The organism is Paraburkholderia sp. CNPSo 3274 (genome assembly GCF_024206475.1).
In the GTDB taxonomy this organism is placed as follows: Bacteria; Pseudomonadota; Gammaproteobacteria; order Burkholderiales; family Burkholderiaceae; genus Paraburkholderia.
This window is the reverse complement of the sequence record NZ_JAMBPR010000017.1, coordinates 82,068-102,652: the sequence shown is the minus strand read 5'-3', so window position 1 is coordinate 102,652 and position 20,585 is coordinate 82,068. Positions and strand designations below refer to the sequence as shown.

General features: G+C 63.8%; 22 protein-coding genes. 14 read left to right on the top strand and 8 right to left on the bottom strand.

Features of this window, described 5'->3' with window-relative positions:
• Positions 1-34 precede the first annotated feature (34 nt).
• The 3 genes from gyrB to dnaA all read right to left on the bottom strand — a co-directional run bounded on the left by gyrB (position 35) and on the right by dnaA (position 5,587).
• Positions 35-2,509, bottom strand: a complete 2,475-nt coding sequence (gene gyrB, locus M3I54_RS14160) for a DNA topoisomerase (ATP-hydrolyzing) subunit B (RefSeq protein ID WP_254336814.1) — start codon at positions 2,507-2,509, stop codon at positions 35-37.
• Positions 2,510-2,622: 113 nt separating this feature from the next.
• On the bottom strand, positions 2,623-3,726 hold the full coding sequence (dnaN, locus tag M3I54_RS14155; RefSeq protein WP_254336812.1) for a DNA polymerase III subunit beta: 1,104 nt from the start codon (positions 3,724-3,726) through the stop codon (positions 2,623-2,625).
• Between the two features lie 286 nt (positions 3,727-4,012).
• Positions 4,013-5,587, bottom strand: coding sequence for a chromosomal replication initiator protein DnaA (gene dnaA, locus M3I54_RS14150; RefSeq protein WP_254336810.1), 1,575 nt, complete (start codon positions 5,585-5,587; stop codon positions 4,013-4,015).
• Positions 5,588-6,010: 423 nt separating this feature from the next.
• On the opposite strand from dnaA, the gene rpmH reads away from it, so the two are divergent.
• The 4 genes from rpmH to yidC all read left to right on the top strand — a co-directional run bounded on the left by rpmH (position 6,011) and on the right by yidC (position 8,800).
• Positions 6,011-6,145, top strand: coding sequence for a 50S ribosomal protein L34 (gene rpmH / locus M3I54_RS14145; RefSeq protein ID WP_026120950.1), 135 nt, complete (start codon positions 6,011-6,013; stop codon positions 6,143-6,145).
• Positions 6,146-6,236: 91 nt separating this feature from the next.
• Complete coding sequence (gene rnpA, locus M3I54_RS14140; RefSeq protein ID WP_309249610.1) at positions 6,237-6,770, top strand: ribonuclease P protein component; 534 nt, start codon at positions 6,237-6,239, stop codon at positions 6,768-6,770.
• Between the two features lie 92 nt (positions 6,771-6,862).
• Positions 6,863-7,093, top strand: coding sequence for a membrane protein insertion efficiency factor YidD (gene yidD / locus M3I54_RS14135; RefSeq protein ID WP_028203242.1), 231 nt, complete (start codon positions 6,863-6,865; stop codon positions 7,091-7,093).
• A gap of 30 nt (positions 7,094-7,123) precedes the next feature.
• Positions 7,124-8,800: a membrane protein insertase YidC gene (gene yidC, locus M3I54_RS14130; RefSeq protein WP_254336808.1), complete on the top strand. Its 1,677-nt coding sequence runs from the start codon at positions 7,124-7,126 to the stop codon at positions 8,798-8,800.
• 139 nt (positions 8,801-8,939) lie between these two features.
• On the opposite strand, the gene M3I54_RS14125 is transcribed toward yidC, so the two are convergent.
• A complete protein-coding gene (locus M3I54_RS14125) occupies positions 8,940-9,359 on the bottom strand; it encodes a helix-turn-helix domain-containing protein (RefSeq protein ID WP_254336806.1) in 420 nt (139 codons plus the stop codon).
• 364 nt (positions 9,360-9,723) lie between these two features.
• Between M3I54_RS14125 and mnmE the strand changes: the two genes are divergently transcribed.
• From mnmE to M3I54_RS14100, 5 genes are all read left to right on the top strand, one after another.
• A complete protein-coding gene (mnmE, locus tag M3I54_RS14120; RefSeq protein ID WP_254336804.1) occupies positions 9,724-11,124 on the top strand; it encodes a tRNA uridine-5-carboxymethylaminomethyl(34) synthesis GTPase MnmE in 1,401 nt (466 codons plus the stop codon).
• Positions 11,125-11,277: 153 nt separating this feature from the next.
• The gene (locus M3I54_RS14115; protein ID WP_254336802.1) at positions 11,278-11,589 is read left to right on the top strand and encodes a DUF4148 domain-containing protein; all 312 of its coding nucleotides are present in this window, start codon (positions 11,278-11,280) and stop codon (positions 11,587-11,589) included.
• Between the two features lie 425 nt (positions 11,590-12,014).
• Positions 12,015-12,203: a hypothetical protein gene (locus M3I54_RS14110; RefSeq protein WP_254336800.1), complete on the top strand. Its 189-nt coding sequence runs from the start codon at positions 12,015-12,017 to the stop codon at positions 12,201-12,203.
• A 145-nt stretch (positions 12,204-12,348) separates the two neighbouring features.
• The gene (locus M3I54_RS14105) at positions 12,349-12,585 is read left to right on the top strand and encodes a hypothetical protein (RefSeq protein ID WP_254336798.1); all 237 of its coding nucleotides are present in this window, start codon (positions 12,349-12,351) and stop codon (positions 12,583-12,585) included.
• A 365-nt stretch (positions 12,586-12,950) separates the two neighbouring features.
• Positions 12,951-13,976: a S1C family serine protease gene (locus tag M3I54_RS14100; protein WP_254336796.1), complete on the top strand. Its 1,026-nt coding sequence runs from the start codon at positions 12,951-12,953 to the stop codon at positions 13,974-13,976.
• Positions 13,977-14,033: 57 nt separating this feature from the next.
• Here the strand turns inward: M3I54_RS14100 and M3I54_RS14095 are convergent, their stop codons facing one another.
• A complete protein-coding gene (locus M3I54_RS14095; protein WP_254336794.1) occupies positions 14,034-14,420 on the bottom strand; it encodes an ecotin precursor in 387 nt (128 codons plus the stop codon).
• A 136-nt stretch (positions 14,421-14,556) separates the two neighbouring features.
• Positions 14,557-14,724 (bottom strand): hypothetical protein, encoded by a 168-nt coding sequence (locus M3I54_RS45120; protein WP_309249609.1) that lies wholly within the window; start codon positions 14,722-14,724, stop codon positions 14,557-14,559.
• On the opposite strand from M3I54_RS45120, the gene M3I54_RS14090 reads away from it, so the two are divergent.
• Entirely contained in the window at positions 14,651-14,974 is a 324-nt protein-coding gene (locus M3I54_RS14090; protein ID WP_254336792.1) for a hypothetical protein, read from the top strand. The two genes, M3I54_RS45120 and M3I54_RS14090, sit on opposite strands and share 74 nt — an antisense overlap.
• Before the next feature lie 153 nt (positions 14,975-15,127).
• Here M3I54_RS14090 and M3I54_RS14085 read toward each other — a convergent pair whose 3' ends face one another.
• A complete protein-coding gene (locus M3I54_RS14085; protein ID WP_254336789.1) occupies positions 15,128-15,754 on the bottom strand; it encodes a LysE family translocator in 627 nt (208 codons plus the stop codon).
• A 494-nt stretch (positions 15,755-16,248) separates the two neighbouring features.
• On the opposite strand from M3I54_RS14085, the gene sap1 reads away from it, so the two are divergent.
• Positions 16,249-16,590, top strand: coding sequence for a surface attachment protein Sap1 (gene sap1 / locus M3I54_RS14080; protein WP_254336788.1), 342 nt, complete (start codon positions 16,249-16,251; stop codon positions 16,588-16,590).
• A gap of 254 nt (positions 16,591-16,844) precedes the next feature.
• A complete protein-coding gene (locus M3I54_RS14075) occupies positions 16,845-17,399 on the top strand; it encodes a YaeQ family protein (protein ID WP_254336786.1) in 555 nt (184 codons plus the stop codon).
• A gap of 17 nt (positions 17,400-17,416) precedes the next feature.
• On the opposite strand, the gene M3I54_RS14070 is transcribed toward M3I54_RS14075, so the two are convergent.
• Positions 17,417-17,827, bottom strand: coding sequence for a VOC family protein (locus tag M3I54_RS14070; protein ID WP_254336784.1), 411 nt, complete (start codon positions 17,825-17,827; stop codon positions 17,417-17,419).
• A gap of 545 nt (positions 17,828-18,372) precedes the next feature.
• Between M3I54_RS14070 and ada the strand changes: the two genes are divergently transcribed.
• The gene (gene ada, locus M3I54_RS14065; protein WP_254336781.1) at positions 18,373-19,533 is read left to right on the top strand and encodes a bifunctional DNA-binding transcriptional regulator/O6-methylguanine-DNA methyltransferase Ada; all 1,161 of its coding nucleotides are present in this window, start codon (positions 18,373-18,375) and stop codon (positions 19,531-19,533) included.
• Positions 19,530-20,552: an AlkA N-terminal domain-containing protein gene (locus tag M3I54_RS14060; RefSeq protein ID WP_302058951.1), complete on the top strand. Its 1,023-nt coding sequence runs from the start codon at positions 19,530-19,532 to the stop codon at positions 20,550-20,552. The genes ada and M3I54_RS14060 overlap by 4 nt, the downstream gene beginning before the upstream one ends.
• The last annotated feature ends 33 nt before the right edge of the window (positions 20,553-20,585 follow it).

Sequence of the window (20,585 nt, the reverse complement as noted above, 5' to 3'; positions counted from 1 at the left end):
CGTTTGTTTTTCAATGACAGCACCAGACAGACGATCAAACGTCAATATTCCCCGCCCGCAGCGCATTGCTCTCGATAAACGCACGACGCGGCTCGACATCGTCACCCATGAGCGTCGTGAAGATGCCATCGGCGGCGATCGCGTCCTCGATCTGCACGCGCAGCAAACGCCGTACGGTCGGATCCATCGTCGTTTCCCACAGCTGCCCGGGGTTCATCTCGCCAAGCCCCTTATAGCGCTGCTTCGACACGTTGCGCTCGGCATCCGCGATCAGCCACTTCATCGCGCTCTTGAAGTCGTTCACGGCCATGCTGCGCTCGCCGCGCTTGATCACGGCGTTCTTGCCGATCAAGCCCTTGAACGTATTGGCCGTGTTCACGAGCTGCTGATAGTCGGCGGTGAGCTGGAACTCCTCGTCGATCACCGAGACTTTCACGTTGCCGTGATGGCGACGCTCCACGCGCAGCGAACGTTGCTCGCGCACCTGGTCGTACATCGGCACCACGCTCACTTCCGGCTTGAGCGGATCGTCGCGCAGTTGCGCTCCGAGCGCACGCGCCGAAGCCTCGGTCGACGCTTCGCTCGACAGGTCGATGGCCACGCCGTCCATGATCGCTTCGAGCGCGCGCTCGTCGTACAGACGCGAGAGACGATCCACCACGCCGCGCGCAAGCTGGTACGAGCGCGCGAGCTCGCCAAGCGCGTCGCCGGAGATCGGCGTTGCGCCTTCGTTCGGTACGAGCTCCGAGCCTTGCAGCGCGAGACGCAGCATATGCGCGTTAAGCTCCGAATCGTCCTTGAGATAGCGCTCGTCCTTACCCGCCTTGAGCTTGTACAGCGGCGGCTGCGCGATATACACGTAGCCGCGCTCGATCATCTCCGGCATCTGGCGATAGAAGAACGTGAGCAGCAGCGTGCGGATGTGCGCGCCGTCTACGTCCGCGTCGGTCATGATGATGATGCGGTGGTAACGCAGCTTCTCGAGGTTGTAGTCGTCCTTGCCGATGCCGCAGCCCAGCGCGGTGATGAGCGTGACGATCTGCTCGGAAGACAGGAGCTTGTCGTAGCGGGCCTTTTCGACGTTCAGCACCTTGCCGCGCAGCGGCAGGATTGCCTGGAACTTGCGATCGCGGCCTTGCTTGGCCGAGCCGCCTGCCGAATCGCCCTCGACGATGTAGACCTCCGACTTCGCCGGATCCTTTTCCTGGCAGTCCGCGAGCTTGCCCGGCAGGCCCACGCCGTCGAGCACGCCCTTGCGGCGCGTCATTTCACGCGCCTTGCGCGCAGCGTCACGAGCCCGCGCGGCGTCGACGATCTTGCCGCAAATGGTCTTCGCGTCGTTCGGCGTTTCGAGCAGGAACTCTTCGAGCGCCTTCGCCACGACTTCTTCGACCGGCGCGCGCACTTCCGAGGAAACCAGCTTGTCCTTCGTCTGCGAGCTGAACTTCGGCTCCGGCACCTTCACCGAAAGCACGCACGACAAACCTTCGCGCATGTCGTCGCCCGAGGTTTCCACCTTGGCCTTCTTCGCGATTTCGTTGTCGGCGATGTACTTGTTGATCACGCGCGTCATCGCCGCGCGCAGGCCGGTCAAGTGCGTGCCGCCGTCGCGCTGCGGGATGTTGTTCGTGAAGCACAGCACGCTTTCGTTGTAGCTGTCGTTCCACTGCATCGCCACTTCCACGCCCACGCCGTCCTTCTCACCCTGGATGTAGAAGATGTTCGGGTGCAGGACCTGCTTCGCCTTGTTGATGTACTCGACAAAGCCCTTCACGCCGCCGCCGAAGGCGAAATCGTCTTCCTTGCCCGTGCGCTGGTCGGTCAGGCGAATACGCACGCCGTTGTTCAGGAACGAGAGCTCGCGAATACGCTTGGCGAGAATGTCGTAGTGGTACTCCACGCTGCCGAAGATGGTTTCGTCGGCCATGAAGTGCACTTCGGTGCCGCGATTTTCGGTGTCGCCGAGCAGTTGCATGGGCGAGACCGTGTAGCCGTCGCGCTCTTCGAGCACACGGTTCTGCGGCACGCCACGGTGAAATTCCATGAAGTGCTTCTTGCCGTTGCGTCGCACCGTGAGACGCAGGACGCTCGAGAGCGCGTTCACGCACGACACGCCTACGCCGTGGAGGCCGCCCGAGACCTTGTAGCTGTTCTGGTCGAACTTGCCGCCCGCGTGCAGCTCGGTCATCACGATTTCGGCGGCGCTGCGCTTCGGATCGTGCTTGTCGTCCATCTTCACGTCCGTGGGAATGCCGCGGCCGTTGTCGGTGATCGAGATGGAGTTGTCCGCGTGAATCACCACGCGGATGTCATTACAGTAGCCGGCGAGGGCTTCGTCGATCGAGTTATCCAGCACTTCGAAGACGAGATGGTGCAGACCGGTGCCGTCCGACGTGTCGCCGATGTACATCCCGGGCCGCTTGCGCACTGCCTCCAGACCTTCGAGGATCTGGATCGACGAGGCGCCATAGCTGCTGTTGTCGGGTTGCGAGTTGTTCGTATCAGTCATGGAATTTTCCGGTTCTGCTTACTGCCTGTGTTACTGCTCGAGACTTTTTCAAAAAGCCATAAAAACGCCAAAGGGGCGCAGCGCCCCCTGGTGTTCTTCTTCTGTCGCGCTTTTTAGATGCGCATCGGCATCACCACGTACTTGAATTCCTCGTTCTCGGGAACCGTGATGAGTGCACTGGAGCTGGAGTCGCCGAGGCTCACTTCCAGCGTGTCGACTTTCAGGTTCGCGAGGACGTCGAGCAGATACGTGACGTTGAACCCGATATCGATGGTGTCGCCCTGGTAGGCGATTTCCAGCTCTTCCTGCGCCTCTTCCTGGTCGGCGTTGGTCGACATGATCTTGAGCTGGCCCGGCTCGATGATGCAGCGCACGCCCTTGAACTTGTCGGACGTGAGAATCGCCGCGCGTTGCAGCGAGCGCTGCAGTTCTTCGCGGCCGATCTGGAAGGTGTTCTTGTGCGCCTTCGGGATCACACGCTGGAAGTCGGGGAACTTGCCTTCCACGAGCTTCGAGACGAGCTCGACCTGGCCGAACGTGAACTTCACCTGCGTGGAGCCGATATCGATCTTCAGCACGTCGTCGATGTCTTCGAGCAGGCGCTGGAGTTCGAGAATGGTCTTGCGCGGGATGATGACTTCCTGGCGCGCGAACGAGCCTTCGATCTTCATCGACGAGAACGCGAGGCGGTGGCCGTCGGTCGCGACTGCCATGAGCTGGTCGCCGTCCACGACGAGCAGCATGCCGTTCAGGTAGTAACGGATGTCCTGCTGCGCCATGGCGAAATACACCATGCCGAGCAACTGGCGGAACGTCTTCTGCGGCACCGCGAGGTTCGCGCCGAAGTCCTTCGCCTGCGCCACCGTGGGGAACTCGTCCGCGGCGAGCGTTTGCAGGGCGAAGCGGCTCTTGCCCGACTGCACCGTGAGGCGCTTGTCGGCGAGCGTGAGCGTGACCTGGCCGTCGGGCATGGCGCGCAGGATGTCGAGCAGCTTGCGCGCGGCGACGGTCGTGGCCACCTGGTCGTTGCCGACGCCGAAGTCGGCGGTCGTGGTGATCTGCAACTCGAGGTCGGTCGACAGGAACGAGACGTCGGAACCGGTTTTGGTGATCAGCAGATTGGCGAGGATCGGCAACGTATGGCGGCGTTCGACAATGCCGCTCACCGTTTGCAGCGGCCTCAGCAGGTTATCGCGTTCGGTCTTGACCAGTTGCATAGAGTTCCTTCGTTGATGTGACGGTCTGCGCGCCCGCCTGGCGCCGGTTTCGCCCACGTGACCCCACGAATCTGCAGGTGTAGTCGGCGGCTTTGGCGCCGCTCAGGCGGTTGGTGCAGCACAGCCCGCTGCGTGGTTCCCGCCCCGGACCGCCGGGCGGTTAAACCCATATTGTGCCTGAAAACGGACCACTTCCCTAAATTGGGGGCGATCCGCGCAATAAACAAGGGAAACCCTTCGGGATGCGACCGTCCGCCCCGCCATTCCGGCGCCGCCTGGTTGCGTATTACCCCTTCAGCGTCTGCTCGAGCACGTGCAGCTCGTGATTGAGCTGGGCGTCCTTGGTGCGTTCGTCGGCGATCTTGCGCACGGCGTGCAGCACCGTGGTGTGGTCGCGGCCGCCGAACAGCTCGCCGATTTCCGGCAGGCTCTTCTGCGTCAGCTCCTTGGCCAGATACATGGCGATCTGGCGCGGGCGCGCGATGTTCGCCGGGCGCTTCTTCGAATACATGTCGGCGACCTTGATGCTGTAGAAGTCGGCCACCGTTTTCTGGATGTTTTCGACCGAAATCTGGCGGTTCTGCACCGTCAGCAGGTCCTTCAGCGCTTCCTTGGTCAGCTCGATCGAGATCTCGCGGCCGTGGAACTTCGAATACGCGAGGATCTTGCGCAGCGCGCCTTCGAGTTCGCGCACGTTCGAGCGCAGGTGCTTCGCGACGAAGAACGCCACGTCCTCGTTCAGGCTCACGCCTTCCGATTGAGCCTTGCGCATCAGAATGGCCACGCGCATTTCCAGCTCCGGCGGCTCGATCGCCACGGTCAGGCCCGAGTCGAAGCGCGAGATCAGGCGGTCGTCGATACCCGAGATTTCCTTCGGATACGTATCGCTCGTGATGATCACCTGCGCCTTGTTGGCGACGAGCGCCTCGAACGCGTAGAAGAACTCTTCCTGCGTGCGCGACTTGCCCGAGAAGAACTGGATATCGTCGATCAGCAGCAGGTCGAGCGAGTGGTAGTAACGCTTGAAGTCGTCGAACGCCTTGCGCTGGTAGGCCTTCACCACGTCGGACACATACTGTTCAGCGTGGATGTAGCGGATGCGCGCGCCCGGCTTGTCGAGCAGGAGCTGGTTGCCGATCGCGTGGATCAAGTGGGTCTTGCCAAGGCCCACGCCGCCGTAGAGGAACAGCGGGTTGTACGAGATGCCGGGGTTGTCGGCGACCTGGATGGCGGCCGCGCGCGCGAGCTGGTTCGCCTTACCTGTCACGAAGTTGTCGAACGTGAGCACCGGGTTGAGCTTCGAGCGCTCGTAGGTCGGGTCGGGTTCGCCGCTCGAGGCGGCTGCAGCGGCGCCCTGGCCCGGACGCCATGTGCGGCGTCCAGCGGCGGCTTCGTTCGCGTCGAGGCTGGGCAGGTCGAGGTCGGCGGCGTCTTCGGCGGAGGCCCGAGCGGCGGCGGCCGACGCGGCTTGCACCATGCCGGCGAGGCCCGTACCGCCAGTCACGGCGGCCGGTTGCGGCGCAGCGGCTGCGGTCATGACCGACGCAGGCGCGGCAGCCAGCGGCGCGCGCGACGCGGCGGGTGCCGGTGCGACATGAGGGGCGCGCATGCCCGCCTTCGGGTCGAGGACGAACTGCACGTCGACCGGGGTCTGCCAGAAGTCGCGCGCCATGTCGGTGATCCGGCCCGAAAACTGACTCTTGACCCAGTCGAGCTTGAAGCGGTTGGGAGCAGCTATCTGCAGCGTGTTCGCCGCAGCATCGAAGGCAACCGGGGCCAACGGTTTAATCCACGTCACGTACTGCTGGGGCGTTAGCTCACGCTCCAGTAATGCGGAACAGTGTTGCCAGAATTCGTTCATCGAGTTGCTGTGGTCGTTTTGTTTGCATGCATGTCTGTCGCTCCGCTCTTGTCGCACATACGCGACGAGGCCCTGACGAGGCGACGGCAATTGCTCCGGAAGCCCGCGCGGCAAGGGTCTTGCGGCAAGCAGGCGGGCCGGAGCGGCATGCAGGATTCTTGGGATAGGCGAGATTCTAACGCCGAAATACCCTCACCAGGAAGTTATCCACAGGGACTGATCAACGCACGCTCGTTCGTGCTGTCGCCGCGGTCGATGCAGGCGCTGCGCGCCCGTTCCAGAAGGTTCGATCGCCTAACCTATTGACGACCAACGAAAAACCGGCTTAAATAGCGGGTTCCTCGAAAACCAATCCCTAGTACCACCGGCCATTGCCTTTTTCCGCGATGCTCGCCGCGGTCAAAACTCAACAGTGAGAGCAACATGAAACGTACTTTCCAACCTTCCGTTACCCGTCGCAAGCGTACCCACGGTTTCCGCGTGCGCATGAAGACCGCTGGTGGCCGCAAAGTGATCAACGCACGCCGTGCGAAGGGTCGCAAGCGCCTCGCCGTCTAAGTCGGGCAGCATCGCTATCAGCGAAATCACGGGTAGCGGCCCGCTCGCGAGCACGGCGAACAGGACGAACCTGGCAACTGATCGGGGCGTCATGCCGTCGCGAACGCAAGCCGCTTTTCCGAAAGCCGCAAGGCTACTGAAAACGGATGAGTTCTCATCCGTTTTTCGTTTGCGCCCCTGGCGCCGCACCGAGCACTTCGTCGTGTACGGTCGGCCCACCGGCAACGAGGCACGGCTCGGGCTCGTGATCGGCAAGAAGTACGCACCGCGCGCGGTCACGCGCAACCTGGTGCGCCGTATTGCCCGCGAAGCATTTCGTGTGCGCCGTGCGCAGTTCGAAGGTTTCGACCTGCTGCTACGCCTGCATACGAAGTTCGACCGCAAGGCACGGCCGGCCGCGTCTTCGCCGGGGCTCAAAGCTTTGTGCCGCGGCGAGATCGAGACGCTGCTCGAAAAGGCCGCGCGCGAAGTGACGCGGCGTGGCAGCGCTGCGCCTGCGACATCTGCGCGCACCCCTTGCGCGACGCAGGCTGCGGTACCAAGTGGGCAACCAGCGGGAGAACCGGCGCATGTCCAGGCCGGTAAAGCTTTGCCGCCGGACGAGAGCAAGACCCGCACATCATGAGCGGGGCGCGCAAGTCCGGCATATCCGACGTAGACGCCGCGCAAGCGGCACGTGGTTCGTCATCGAACGCGGCGCAGCCAGGCCGCAACGCCATGCAAACGGTATTGATCGCACTGCTGCGTTTCTACAAGCTTGCCGTGAGTCCCCTCCTCGGCAGCCGGTGCCGTTTTTATCCTTCCTGTTCGGATTACGCACGCGAGGCAATCCAGTATCATGGCGCCGCGCGTGGGACTTACCTCGCCGCGCGGCGGCTGTGCCGCTGCCATCCGTTTTCGGCGGGCGGCGTCGATCTCGTCCCGCCTGCATCTCCGAAAAAGCGCTGACGCGCCATTCCATCGACACTGAGACAACGCATGGATATCAAACGCACCGTCCTATGGGTCATCTTCTTCATGTCAGCTGTCATGCTGTACGACAACTGGCAGCGCGACCATGGACGCCAGTCGATGTTCTTCCCGAACGCGACGCAAACGCAGACGCAAACCGCCGCGGGCGGCCCTGCGCCGGCTAGCGCCGCCAACGGCGCGTCCGACCTGCCGACGGCCGCCGCCGCCGCGGGTCAGGCGCCGACGAACACCGCCCAGCCGGCTGCAGCCGCAGCGCAGCTCGTTCACTTTCGCACCGACGTCTACGACGGCGTGATCGACACGCGCGGCGGTACGCTCGTGAAGCTTTCGCTCCTGAAGGAAAGCGCCGACGGCAAGGGTCCCGACCAGTACATCACGCTGTTCGACCACACGAACGACCACACGTACCTGGCGCGCACCGGCCTGCTCGGCGGTGACTTCCCGAACCACAACGACGTGTTCACGGCGGTCGATGGTCCGCGCGAGCTGACCGGCGACGCCAACTCCTTCCAGGTCGCGCTTCAGTCGCCCGAGAAAGGCGGCGTGAAGGTCACCAAGACCTACACGTTCACGCGCGGCAGCTACGTGATCGGCGTGGACTGGAAGGTGCAGAACGTCAGCGGCGCGCCGGTTTCGCCCACGCTCTACATGGAAATCGTGCGTGATAGCCAGCCGGTCGAAACGCCGCGCTTCTCGCACACCTTCATCGGACCGGCGGTGTACTCGAACGAGCATCACTTCCAGAAGATCACGTTCGGCGACATCGACAAGAACAAGGCCGACTTCGTGACCCAGGCCGACAACGGCTGGGTCGCGATGGTGCAGCACTACTTCGCGACCGCGTGGATTCCGCAGCAAGGCGCCAAACGCAGCATCTACGTCGAGAAGTTCGACAACTCGCTCTATCGCGTCGGCTTGAAGCAGCCGCTCGGCACGATCGCGCCGGGTGCAACGGATACCGTGCAGGCGCGCCTCTTCGCGGGTCCCCAGGAAGAGCGCATGCTCGAAGGCATCGCGCCGGGTCTGGAGCTCGTGAAGGACTACGGCTGGGTGACGATCATCGCCAAGCCGCTCTTCTGGCTGCTCGAGAAGATTCACAGCTACGTGGGCAACTGGGGCTGGTCGATCGTGCTGCTCACGCTGCTCATCAAGGCCGTTTTCTTCCCGCTGTCCGCCGCCAGCTACAAGTCGATGGCGCGCATGAAGGAAATCACGCCGCGCATGCAGGCGCTGCGCGAGCGCTTCAAGAGCGACCCGCAGAAGATGAACGCGGCGCTCATGGAGCTCTACAAGACCGAGAAGGTGAATCCGTTCGGCGGCTGCCTGCCGGTGGTGATCCAGATCCCGGTGTTCATCTCGCTGTACTGGGTGCTGCTCTCGTCGGTGGAAATGCGCGGCGCGCCGTGGATTCTCTGGATTCACGACCTCTCGCAACAGGATCCGTTCTTCATCCTGCCGGTGCTGATGGCCGTCTCGATGTTCGTGCAGACCAAGCTGAACCCGACGCCGCCGGACCCCGTCCAGGCGAAGATGATGATGTTCATGCCGATCGCTTTCTCGGTCATGTTCTTCTTCTTCCCGGCGGGCCTCGTGCTGTACTACGTCGTGAACAACGTGCTGTCGATCGCGCAGCAGTACTACATCACGCGCATGATGGGCAAAGGCAAGAAGAAGGCCGCCTGAGTGCTGGGGCGGCAGTGATGCCGCCACCTGAATCAATCAAGGCTCAAAAAAAAGCCGTCCGGTGCGAACCGGACGGCTTTTTGCATTGTTGGCGCGCCATTTCGTTGACGGCGCAGAGCGCAGCGTTCGTGCGTGCGCGTTAGTTCTTGTCCGCGTCGCCGTAGAATTGGGCGACCAGTTCCTGCACGAGATAGCGGTGATGGGCGCTGAGCGACTCGATCTTCGAGGCCAGTTCGAGCGTTTCCTCGGAAACCGGATATTTGCCGTCAGGTTTGCGGGGCCGCGGCACGGTCGAGCCCGCGTTGCCCGGAGGACCGTAGTGCAGCCAGTGGATGTCCACGTCGAACCATTTCGCCAGTGTCTCCAGCTTGTCGTGCGTGGGGATGGTGCGGCCGCTCAGCCACTTGTGAGCGGTTTGCGGCGAAACCGGATGCTCGCCGTGATGGCGCAGATTGAACCGGTTGGCCAGGTCGGTACTGCCGCGTAGTTTTTCGGGCGCGCGCTTCATAGCGAACCTAAGACGTTCGGCAAAGGCGGCTTTTTCGTTGGAGGTCGGCATGGGCCAGATTGTGCAGCCCGAAATTGCCGAAGATGACAACCAGTTAGGCTAGTTTTAACGTGAGAAAGTGACAATTCACCTGCTTCTGACTGGCTTATGACTTCGGTCGAGATCCCCGCGCATTCCCTCGTGGCAAGGCCTTTTCGGGTTTTGGCGCTCGAATTGTCCGAAATCTGACAGAATCGCTTAAGACGAATCTTAGCTAATTTAAGATAAAGCGAGACAAATCTCAGCCGGGTTCCCTGCCAGAAGACGCTCTGTCTGGCGCGTTACAATGCCCCGCGTTTTGCGAGTGCTCGTGAGACCGCAGTGAGTCCCCGCACTCAATCCCGATTCCAGCCCTGCTCTACGGTCCACGCCCATCATGCTCGCCACCGATTCCGATCCCATCGTCGCCATTGCTACTGCGCCCGGACGCGGCGGGATTGGTGTCGTGCGTGTCTCGGCCGGCCGCGCCGGCGCGGCGGCGACCGTTGCGTTGATGAAGGCCCTCACAGGCCAGGAACTGGTTGCGCGCCACGCGAGCTACGTACCCTTCCTCGACGGCACCGGCACGGTGCTCGACCGGGGCATCGCGCTGTCCTTCCCCGCGCCGCATTCGTACACCGGCGAGCACGTGCTCGAACTGCAGGGCCACGGCGGCCCGATCGTGCTGCAACTCGTTTTGCAGCGCTGCATCGAGGCCGGCCGCGAGTTCGGGCTGCGCCTCGCCGAACCTGGCGAATTTACGCGGCGCGCGTTCCTCAACGACAAACTCGATCTGGCCCAGGCGGAAGCCGTGGCCGATCTGATCGAGGCGAGCACCGAAGCGGCGGCGCGCTCGGCCGGCCGCTCGCTCGATGGCGCGTTCTCGCGGGACATCCACGCGCTCGTGGACGACGTCGTGACGCTGCGCATGCTCGTGGAGGCGACGCTCGATTTCCCCGAAGAAGAGATCGACTTCCTGGAGGCTGCGGACGCGCGCGGCAAGCTCGCACGCATTCGCGAGCAGCTCGACCACGTGCTCTCCGAAGCGCGCCAGGGCGCGCTGCTGCGCGAGGGACTTTCGGTCGTACTCGCGGGACAACCCAACGTCGGCAAGTCGTCGCTGTTGAACGCGCTGGCAGGCGCGGAACTCGCGATCGTGACGCCCGTTGCCGGCACGACGCGCGACAAGATTTCCCAAACCATCCAGGTCGAAGGCATTCCGCTGCATGTGATCGACACAGCAGGTTTGCGCGACACGGAGGACGAGGTCGAGAAGATCGGCATCGAGCGTACGTGGAGCGAGATCGGCCGCGCAGACGTGGTGCTGCATCTGCTCGATGCGCGCACGGGCATGAACGCCGAAGACGAGGCGATCGCCGCGCGCTTTCCCGGTGGTGTGCCGGTTGTGCGAGTGCTGAACAAGACCGACCTGACCGGTGTGCCGCCGGAAGTGGCGAAGCGTCGCGCCGAGAACGGCAGCGAAGTCTGTGAGTTGCGTCTTTCGGCCAAACAGGGCGACGGTGTCGGGCTGCTTCGCGCCGAGTTGCTGCGTATTGCGGGCTGGCAGGCGGACGCGCAAAGCGTCTATCTCGCGCGCGAGCGGCATCTCATCGCGCTGCGCGCTGCGCGCGAGCATCTCGCACATGCGACGGCGCACGCCGACCAGAATTCGCAATTGCTCGATCTGTTCGCCGAAGAGCTGCGGCTCGCGCAGGAGTCGCTGAATTCGATTACCGGCGAATTCACATCCGATGACCTGCTGGGCGTGATTTTCAGCCGGTTTTGTATCGGGAAGTAACCCGGAAACGCACCCCGCCCCATTCTTCTTCAGCCTGGAACAATCCCTTCGAAGCTTGAGGGTTAACCCCCGGCGGCAATCCTCCTAGACTTTCGCTCATCGGATGCAGACATGTTGTCGCCCCGAACCAAAAGCCAAAAGGAGGTAGTTAACATGAAGTCCCTGATCCAGACCGTAGCCGTTGCCGTTGCACTCGCGGTGCCGGTGGCATCGTTCGCGCAATCGAATGCGCCCGTTACCCGCGCCCAGGTGCGCGCCGAGCTCGAACAGCTCGCGAAGGCGGGCTGGCATCCGGGCGCCGGGGCCGACCCGCACTACCCCGACGATCTTCTCGCAGCCGAAGCCAAGGTAGCCGCCGCGAATGGCGCAACGAGCGGCTATGGCGGCGTGGCAGCCGGCAACTCGGATGCGAGCCACCCGGCGGTGCTCAAGTCCGACTGGAACGCAATGTATAACCATCCGTAACACGGCAATATCGCTGAAACGCTTGCCATGATCCCCTGTAGGCGTTTCGCATACCTAATCGAATACCTCCGCCGTCGTTGACTCGACGGCTTCGCTCGGGCCTTCTGGCCCGGGCGCTTTTTCCAGCGACCGTCAAGCGAATTGGCGACGCTACTCAAAAGCAACGCTTGTTTAGCTTCACCTCAGCGCACTACGAGCTATCTGCAAAGCCATTTAATTCGTAGTGCGATCAATCCAGAAAACGGCGAGCAGGCGATTCTTTTGCGGGCGCTTCAACGCCCCCGCTCGCTGACACGCCCCTCTCTCCCTCCCTGAACGCACAGCGGCCGCTGTATGCGGCTGTAATTTGTGGACACACATCGTTGCTTTTCCAAACCCTTGCCTCGGCGTGGCTCGTCGACAATCAGTGGCATAGGAGAACGACGATGAAAACACTCTTCTGCGTTATTGCTCTGGTTGGCTTGTCCGCCGCACTCACGGGTTGTGTGGTGGCGCCGCCGTACGCGTACGCTCCTGCGCCAGCCTACGGCTATGCGCCGGGCTACTACGCGGCGCCGTCGGTAGATATCGGGGTTGGCGTGGGCGGCTATTACGGCCACGGCTGGCGACATTAAGGGGACCGTAACAAGCCCTCTGAAAGGTTGATGTCTGACCTATAAACTTGACCTATCCGATGTGATAGCTGGACACGCGCCGCCGCCGCACTAAAGTGGCGAGATACGTTTTCACAAGACGTTGGACCAGCACACGGGGGCAACCATGAGATTCATCGACGACGAAATCGCGCATATCACGCGCGCAATGGCGCCCTCGTTATCTGCTGGCACGACGCCGGCAGTCTTTTCATTCGATTATTGGTACGAGCGCCTCTGCGCGTTGCTCGACCTCGCCCAGATTACGCCGTCCCAGTTCCGGACAGTCGATGCGCTCATGGTCGTGCTCGAATCGCGTCGGGCTACCACCGGCACAGCGGTGCGCGAGGCGCTGGCCGCCTGACTCACCGGTTCACGAGTTTGCTTTGCGAGCGCCCGGCGCCGCGAATTCCCGATTAACCTCGCCATGTCACCCGAGCATGGATTAGCCCGCGCAAGCGGGCTTTTTTCTTTTCCGGGGTGCTCGCCAACGGGCTGGCAGACGTAAAAAGACCGCGGCAGGGGCCGCGGTCAAGAGCTTGCCATGAGGCATCCTACGCGGCGCCGAGGGGTTGTCGCCGCCACACCGTTCTCGCGGCTCGCCCAAGGCGCAGCAACGGTTTGCGCCCCGATTTAACAATCCTTAGCGTTTCGGCCGACGCGGCGCGCACTCTTGAAAACGTCGCGCGCCCCCTACATGTAGAGCCCACTTTTTCGGAGATTCAGATCGTGGGCAGACGACCTTCCTTCATTGACGATCTGGCTCGTGGCGTCCCTTCCGACGGCGCGAACCAGCGCCCGGGCTTCGACGACGACATGCTCCTCGACGCCTATTCGCGGACCGTGATCGGCGCGCTGGAGCGCGTGCAGCCGGCCGTCGCGCACATTGCCGTCGAGCGCCGCGCATCGGGCCAGGCCCCCGCGCGCGGCGGCAGCGGTTCGGGCTTCCTGTTCACGCCGGACGGCTACTTGCTGACGAATAGCCACGTCGTGCATGGCGCAAGCAAGCTGAGCGTGACGCTTGCGGACGGCACGACGCAGAGCGCCGACCTCGTCGGCGACGACCCGAGCACGGATCTCGCTGTGCTGCGTATCGGGGCGCCAGAGGCGCTGCCGCACGCGTCGCTCGGCGATTCGGCGAGCCTGCGCGTCGGGCAGATCGCGATCGCCGTGGGCAGCCCGCTCGGCCTCGCGCAAACGGTGACGACGGGCGTGGTGTCGGCGCTCGGCCGCTCACTGCGTTCAGAGTCCGGCCGCATGATCTACGACGTGATCCAGACGGACGCCGCGCTCAATCCGGGCAACTCGGGCGGTCCGCTGATCAATTCGGTGGGCCAGGTGATTGGTGTGAATACGGCGATCATTCCGGGTGCGCAGGCCATCTGCTTCGCCACGGCCATTGACACGGCAAAGTGGGTCATCACGCAACTCTTCGCGCACGGCCGGGTGCGGCGGGCCTATATCGGCATTGCCGGGACCACAGTGCCGATCGCGCGCAAGGTGCAGCGTTATTTCGACCTGAGCGCGACAACTGGCGTGCGGGTGATGGAGATCGTCAAGGGCAGTCCCGCTGCGCTCGGCGGCCTGCGCGTGGACGACACGATCGTGACGATCGATGGCGTGCCGGTGGACGGTATCGACACACTGCAGCGTCTCTTCGATGTTTCGCGCATTGATCGCGCAGTGGAGATCGGTGTGATCCGCTTGACGCAGCGACTCGACCTGAGCGTGACACCCGTCGAGCAGACGAGCTAGGCGCAAGGAGCGACCTATGCGATCGGCGGCGCACCGTGGCGTGCGCCGCTTCATGAATTACCAGCCGCCGCCAGGCTGGGCATAAACCGGCGGTTGTCCGTAGCCGGGCTGCGCGTAGCCGTCGTCATATTGCGGCGGCGGCGCGGTCTGGACCGGCGCGCAAGGCACGTAGCGGCCCGAATACTGGTCGTAGCACGCCGCGCCGGCCGGGGCGGCGGCATAAACCGGCGCGGGCTGCGCATACACTGGCGCGGGCTGCACATAGGCCGGCTGAGCCGGGTAGGCCACCGCCGGACCGCTGTTCAGCACGGCGCCCACCGCGGCGCCAATCAACGCGCCACCAACCAGCGCACCCACCACGTCACCGCCGTGATCGTGCGCGCTCGCGGGGCCCGCCGCCACCGCACACCCCGCCAGCACCAGGACGGCCGCCATCTTTCGCATGTCGTTCTCCCTGAGAACCTTTGAAAACATGCGAGCGATTGTCAGCCTGATCGCTGGATACAGGTGCTGCAAGTGGTAACGCAGAATTACGGGAAGGTGTGGCTTGTCAGCGCGCGCTGGCCGGGAGCGAATCCCGTCAGCGTGCGTGCTCGCCGTCGTGCGCATCTGCCTCGTGTGAGCGCGGCGTGTTACCGCGTTGCCCGGCAGACGGACAGAGAAGGGTGAGCGCGATGGATAGCACCATCAGCACGAACAATGCGACGAAGTACGCCATCCAGGAGAACTCGAAATCCACGAGTGCCACCCATGTGCTTCGGCGCGTTCATCCGCGCGATGCGTGCTCCCGCTCAGTGATGCAGAAGGCTGCGCAGCGGATGACGCCAGTCCATATGATGTCCGTCTCCCGCTTCTACGCGCTGTCGATGCTCCTCGAGGATCTCGTCGGAAAACAGGAAGACGACAATGACAAGGGGGATCACCAGAAACGCGCCCAGTATTACGTGTTCGATCACGATTACCTCCTGGTTGTCAAGCGGTTTGCAATTGCATTGTAGCCAAGACGCGACAGTTTGCCCATTGGGCGCGCAACGAAGCTTGAAAACAATGTTCGCCAACCAACGCAACCCACGTTAAGCAGCTCGCGTGCCCGGTTCGCGGGGCCCGGGACGTGCCCCGCGACCAACTCGCAATCGATCCGGATGAGCCGCTTATGCCGTCGATTTTCTCCACGCGGCGGCAAAGAGCCCGGCGCCGATGAGCAGCGTGCCGCCCGTACGATTGACTGCGCGCTGCACGCGCGGGCTGCGCACGACCTTGCGCGCGGCCGCCGCGAGCAGTGCATAGGCGAACGCGTTGAGCGTCGCGAGCAAGAGGAAGGTGGCTTCGAACACGACGATCTGCGGCGCCAGGGCCATATGCGGATCGATGAACTGCGGCACGAAGGCGACGAAGAAAATGATGCTCTTCGGGTTGAGCGCGGTGACCGCGTACGCATGCGCGAAGATGCGGCCGGTGCGCGTCTCGGAGGTATCCGGTGCGTCGCCAACGCCCACGGGCGCACGCCAGAGCTTCACGCCCAGATAGATCAGATAGGCGGCGCCAACCCATTTCAGCACCGAGAACAGCGTGGCGGAAGCCGCGAGGATCACGCCGAGTCCGAGCATGGAAGCGGTCATCGCCGTGAAGTCGCCAAGCGCGACGCCAGCCGTAGTTGCGAGCGCGTAGCGGCGGCCATGGCCAAGCGCGTAGGAAACGACGAGCAGCACGGTGGGGCCGGGAATGGCAACGAGAATGGCCGACGCAATCGCGAACGGCAGCCAGTGAGCGAAAGTCATGGGGTTCCTCCATTGGGAAGCCCGATTTATCCACGAACTTTTGCGGTATGCAAGCGCGGCGCGCGGCTTCGTTTCGAGAGCTTCGCGGAGCGCCTGGCATCGTTTTTATTCTGTCGCCAATCCATTAATGTACCCGTTCCCAATTGGCGCGCATGTGACTTTGGGTGCGCCGCGTCATCGGCTGATCGGCTAGCCACTAAATCGTTTAAATCAAAGCAAGCTCGATTGTCCTATCCCCGCTATAAGCGGCTGCGCCTTGTTGGATAAGGCGCGGGGCTATGTAATCGATGCTTCGGAGTGCTCCTGAACGCCCAGCAGACTCAAGCTGGACGGTATCGTGGCGCTCGACACCATGCTGCAAGGCTCCACGACTGTTGCAAGCGCACACAAGTCGGGCTTGCAGTCTTTCGTCAGTTTTCTATGTTTAAAGGCGCGGGTTTGGCATGAGAGTTAAATACATAGCTAACCCGAGTAAAAACCCGCAGGAGGCAACCATGAAAATGCTATCCGGTATGGTCGTCGCGGCGGCCAGCCTTGCTTGCGCCATTGCGGTTCAAGCTCAGGATGTCGGCGTGAAGCCGCAGCAAACGGTGCAACTCAAGCCGGGCGCCTATGGCTGCCTCACGAAAGACAAGCTCGACGCCGTTGCGCTTCACGAGCAGGCCGGCGAGCGTCAGCAGATGCAGGAATACTTCACAGGGTTCCAGTGTCTGTCCACGCCCGACAACCAGTCGTTCCGCGTCGTACAGGTGGTGGGCCATGACGTCGAATTCGTCAACGCGGCGAACACCGACGAGCAAGGTCTCTGGACCACGGACCGCTTCATCAAGCAGTAAGGCCGCACCTCCCAACGCGCCTCTCGACATGGCCCGACGCACGCGCGCCGGGCCATCGTGCTTGCTGGGCGCGCGGCCGTGACGTGACGTGATGCAACGCATCGCGCCGCTGTCAAACCCCCGTCATTTTCTCGTCAGACCATCCGCATTGCGTCGCGCGCCGCATCGACGCGCGTTGCGCGTCTACTCGACCGGCACGTGGCTTGCTTGAAACTTCGCTATCATGTGCGGCTTTCGCGCGCCCGGAATTCGGTATGGCACTCAAATCGACCATCTACAAGACAGAACTGCAGATTGCGGACATGGACCGGCACTATTACGCCGACCATGCGCTCACGATCGCGCGCCATCCGTCCGAAACCGACGACCGCATGATGGTCCGCATCGCGGCGTTCGCGCTGTTTGCGAGCGAGCGGCTCGAATTCTGCAAGGGCCTCTCCGATACGGACGAGCCCGACCTTTGGTGCAAGGACTACACGGGCGCGATCGAAACGTGGATCGAGGTTGGCCAGCCCGACGAGCGCCGCATTGCCAAGGCAAGCGGCCGTGCGGGCGAGGTCATCGTGATCGCCTACGGCGGACGCACCTCCGACATCTGGTGGCAAGGCGTGCGCAACAAGGTCGAGCGCCTGCGCAACGTGACAGTCTGGTCGCTGGGCGAGGGCGTTGCCGCGTCGCTCGGCGCGCTGGCCGAGCGCACCATGCGCCTGCAATGCACGGTGCAGGACGGCGCGGCGTGGATCGGCAATACGAGCGCCGAGCCAGTGGCAGTCGAATGGAACGTGTTCAAGGCACCCGAAAACGTGTGAAAGCAGGCCGCGCGCGTTCAAGCGTGCGGCGGCCCCTTGAGTTCGACCATGTTGCCTTCCGGGTCGAACAGATACAGCGACGGGCCCAAACCCTCCGCCCCATAGCGCTCGACGGCATTGCCGGGACGCGCTCCATGCTGCGTCAGATGTGACGTGAGCGCCTCGGCGTCGAACGGCTCCACGCGCAGACAAAGATGATCCATGTTGCCGCTCGCGCCAGCGGGCGGCGCGCCCGAGCCCCGGTCGAGCGGGCCGCCGATCGTGACGAGATCGATGAGCGAGCGTCCCGCGCGCAACTGCATGAGGCCGAGATCGCGCTGTTCACGCTCCGGCTGGCAACCGAGTACTTCGCAATAGAAACGCGTCATGGCGGCCATATCGGCCGCCCGGATAACGACGTGATCGATCTCGCGAATCTGGATCCGCATGGCGTCCTCGAGGTCGTACAGGGCTTCTCATGATGAACCTGTGGACGCGGGGCTGCGCAGAATGCGCGCATTTCAGCGAGCCTCGCGAACCGGAATCGCCGGCGGCAGAACCGTGGGAACCGGCGGACAATAGCCGAAAGCACTGAGGCGGAATCGGCGCGGGTGGGCCGAGCTGGCGTGTAGAAACGCTGGACGAAAAAAAGCCCGCTGCTGTGAGCGGGCTTAATCCATATCAGGAGGAGACATGGAGGAGACAGGAACTACTATACCGAGTCGGCTGTCGCGACGCAACAACTTTTTAAGGGAAAACCCGCAAAGTTGCCATTTTGTCGCACGGGAATCGGCAAGGCGCCACCAGGGATTCACCGAGGGCCATAAAAGTGCCAGATAAGTGCCCGACAAGAGCGCGCGCATGGCAGATGTCGACCGCGATGACAGCGCAAGATCCGGCGCGCCATCGCCCGTACGCGAAGTTAGAGTAAGGGCATACAGACAGGCACTTCGAGGAGCCTCAAATGAGCGCCGTCCCTGAAATGAAACCAGCGATGAAACCCACCAAACCCAAGGAAACGCCAGACAGCGAGTGGGCGAACGACGCCGACCGCTGGCAGGCCGTCGCGTCGCGCGACGCCCGCGCCGACGGCGCGTTCTTCTACGCCGTGCGCACCACCGGCGTGTTTTGCCGCCCGTCGTGCGCGTCGCGGCTGCCGCGTCGCGAGAACATCGAATTCTTCGCCGAGGCCGACCACGCGCGCGCCGCCGGCTATCGCGAATGCAAGCGCTGCCGCCCGGGTGGCCTACCGCGCGAGCTGGAAATCGTGCGGCGGGCGTGTGCGGCGCTGGACGCCGACCCGCAAGAGCGGCTCACGCTCGCGCAGCTGGGCGAAGCGGTGCACCTCAGCCCGTTTCACCTGCAGCGCCTCTTCAAGCGTGTGCTGGGCGTCTCGCCGCGCCAATACCAGGCGGCGCGACGCGGGGCCGTGCTGCGCGATGCGCTCGGCGAGGGCGCCGACGTCACGCGCGCAAGCGCCGACGCCGGCTTCGGTTCGTCGTCGCGGCTCTATCACAGCGTGCCGGGCGAGCTGGGCATGGCGCCTTCCGCCTATCGCCGCAAGGGCGCGGGGCTGACGATCCACTACGCCGCCACGCCCACGCCGATCGGTTTCGTGCTCATCGCGGCAACGGGGAAGGGCATTTGCCGGATCGCGTTCGGCGACGAAGCCGCGACGCTCACCGCCGCACTCACAGCCGATTTCGCGAACGCGCAGTGCCTCGAGGACAAGGCTGCGGTCGCGCCGTTCGCCGCGCAGATCGACGCGTATCTGCACGGCCGGCGCGAGCGTTTCGACCTGCCGCTCGACATTGCCGCGACGGCGTTCCAGCAGCGCGTCTGGGACGCGCTCCAGCGCATTCCCTACGGCGAGACGCGCAGCTACACGCAGATCGCCGAAACGCTCGGCGCACCGCGCGCGGTGCGGGCCGTGGCGAGTGCGTGCGCCTCGAATCCGGTGGCGCTGGCGATTCCGTGCCATCGCGTCGTACAGAAGGGCGGCTCGCTCGCGGGTTATCGCTGGGGGCTCGAGCGCAAGGCGGCGCTGATCGACGCCGAAGCACGCGCGGCACAGAGCGCACAAAACGGCGCAAAAAGCCCGAAAGACACCCGTTCGGCCTCGAACCGCGTCAACACGCCGGAGACCGCCGCTTGAGCGCCATCGCCTCGCAATCCGAAGCACAAACCGAGGCGCCAACGGACAGCGCCACACTCGAACTGCCGTTTCGCGCGCCCTACGACTGGCCACGCGTGCTGCGCTTCTTCAGCGGCCGCGCAACACCGGGCGTCGAGGCGGTGGAGGATGGTGCGTGGCTGCGCGCAATCGACTTCAACGGCGCGAGCGGCACGCTCGCCGTGCGACGTCACGCGCGCAAGCATTGCCTCGTCGTGCAGATCGACGGACCCGTGAGCGCGCACGCGGCGGCGCTCGCCGCGCCGCTCTCGCGCATGTTCGACTTGCACGCCGATCCCGCCGCAGTCGCCGCGCATCTGCGTAGCGACCCATGGCTCGCGCCGCTCGTCGCGGCCGTGCCGGGGCTTCGCGTGCCCGGCGCGTGGTCGGGCTTCGAGCTCGTGGTGCGCGCGATCGTGGGCCAGCAAGTCAGCGTGAAAGCAGCGACGACGATCATCGGGCGCCTCGTCGAACGCGTGGGCAAGCGCATCGACGACCATGCGCACGCGCGCACGGCGTGGCGCTTTCCCACGCCCGCCGCGCTCGCCGCCGCCGATCTCGCGGGCATCGGCATGCCGGGCAAACGCGTCGCCGCGCTGCAGGGCTTCGCGCAGGCCGTGGCGAGCGGCGCGGTGATCATCGAACGCGACTACGCCGAGAACGATCGAAACAATCCGGGCAGCAAACGTCAAAGCAGACAAATCGACGCTACCGCACCAGAACCCGCCGACCTCGACGCCATGCGCGCCGCGCTGCTCGCGTTGCCTGGCATTGGACCGTGGACCGTGGAATACGTCGCGATGCGCGCATGGCGCGACGCGAACGCGTGGCCCGCGACCGATCTCGTGCTCATGCAGGCCATCGCGGCGCGCGACCCGGCGCTCGTGCGCGCGACCCAGCAGCGCACCCGCACTGACACATGGAGCCCCTGGCGCGCGTACGCGGCCATGCATTTGTGGAACGACATCGCCGATCGCGCTGGCGCGGCGCGCGGCGGCTAGGGCAACGCAAGGCAGTGCAAGGAGACGGGGCAT

What these genes read in the sequence shown, in the direction of transcription:
- M3I54_RS14090 (WP_254336792.1), top strand. Translation starts at nt 14,651, where the DNA reads ATGGATAGCACCATCAGCACGAACAATGCGACGAAGTACGCCATCCAG.
- mnmE (WP_254336804.1), top strand. Translation starts at nt 9,724, where the DNA reads ATGCTCGCCACCGATTCCGATCCCATCGTCGCCATTGCTACTGCGCCC.
- dnaN (WP_254336812.1), bottom strand. Translation starts at nt 3,726, where the DNA reads ATGCAACTGGTCAAGACCGAACGCGATAACCTGCTGAGGCCGCTGCAA.
- M3I54_RS14085 (WP_254336789.1), bottom strand. Translation starts at nt 15,754, where the DNA reads ATGACTTTCGCTCACTGGCTGCCGTTCGCGATTGCGTCGGCCATTCTC.
- M3I54_RS14110 (WP_254336800.1), top strand. Translation starts at nt 12,015, where the DNA reads ATGAAAACACTCTTCTGCGTTATTGCTCTGGTTGGCTTGTCCGCCGCA.
- yidC (WP_254336808.1), top strand. Translation starts at nt 7,124, where the DNA reads ATGGATATCAAACGCACCGTCCTATGGGTCATCTTCTTCATGTCAGCT.
- ada (WP_254336781.1), top strand. Translation starts at nt 18,373, where the DNA reads ATGAAACCCACCAAACCCAAGGAAACGCCAGACAGCGAGTGGGCGAAC.
- M3I54_RS14125 (WP_254336806.1), bottom strand. Translation starts at nt 9,359, where the DNA reads ATGCCGACCTCCAACGAAAAAGCCGCCTTTGCCGAACGTCTTAGGTTC.
- M3I54_RS14075 (WP_254336786.1), top strand. Translation starts at nt 16,845, where the DNA reads ATGGCACTCAAATCGACCATCTACAAGACAGAACTGCAGATTGCGGAC.
- yidD (WP_028203242.1), top strand. Translation starts at nt 6,863, where the DNA reads ATGCAAACGGTATTGATCGCACTGCTGCGTTTCTACAAGCTTGCCGTG.
- rnpA (WP_309249610.1), top strand. Translation starts at nt 6,237, where the DNA reads ATGCCGTCGCGAACGCAAGCCGCTTTTCCGAAAGCCGCAAGGCTACTG.
- rpmH (WP_026120950.1), top strand. Translation starts at nt 6,011, where the DNA reads ATGAAACGTACTTTCCAACCTTCCGTTACCCGTCGCAAGCGTACCCAC.
- M3I54_RS14070 (WP_254336784.1), bottom strand. Translation starts at nt 17,827, where the DNA reads ATGCGGATCCAGATTCGCGAGATCGATCACGTCGTTATCCGGGCGGCC.
- M3I54_RS14105 (WP_254336798.1), top strand. Translation starts at nt 12,349, where the DNA reads ATGAGATTCATCGACGACGAAATCGCGCATATCACGCGCGCAATGGCG.
- dnaA (WP_254336810.1), bottom strand. Translation starts at nt 5,587, where the DNA reads ATGAACGAATTCTGGCAACACTGTTCCGCATTACTGGAGCGTGAGCTA.
- M3I54_RS14115 (WP_254336802.1), top strand. Translation starts at nt 11,278, where the DNA reads ATGAAGTCCCTGATCCAGACCGTAGCCGTTGCCGTTGCACTCGCGGTG.
- gyrB (WP_254336814.1), bottom strand. Translation starts at nt 2,509, where the DNA reads ATGACTGATACGAACAACTCGCAACCCGACAACAGCAGCTATGGCGCC.
- M3I54_RS14095 (WP_254336794.1), bottom strand. Translation starts at nt 14,420, where the DNA reads ATGCGAAAGATGGCGGCCGTCCTGGTGCTGGCGGGGTGTGCGGTGGCG.
- sap1 (WP_254336788.1), top strand. Translation starts at nt 16,249, where the DNA reads ATGAAAATGCTATCCGGTATGGTCGTCGCGGCGGCCAGCCTTGCTTGC.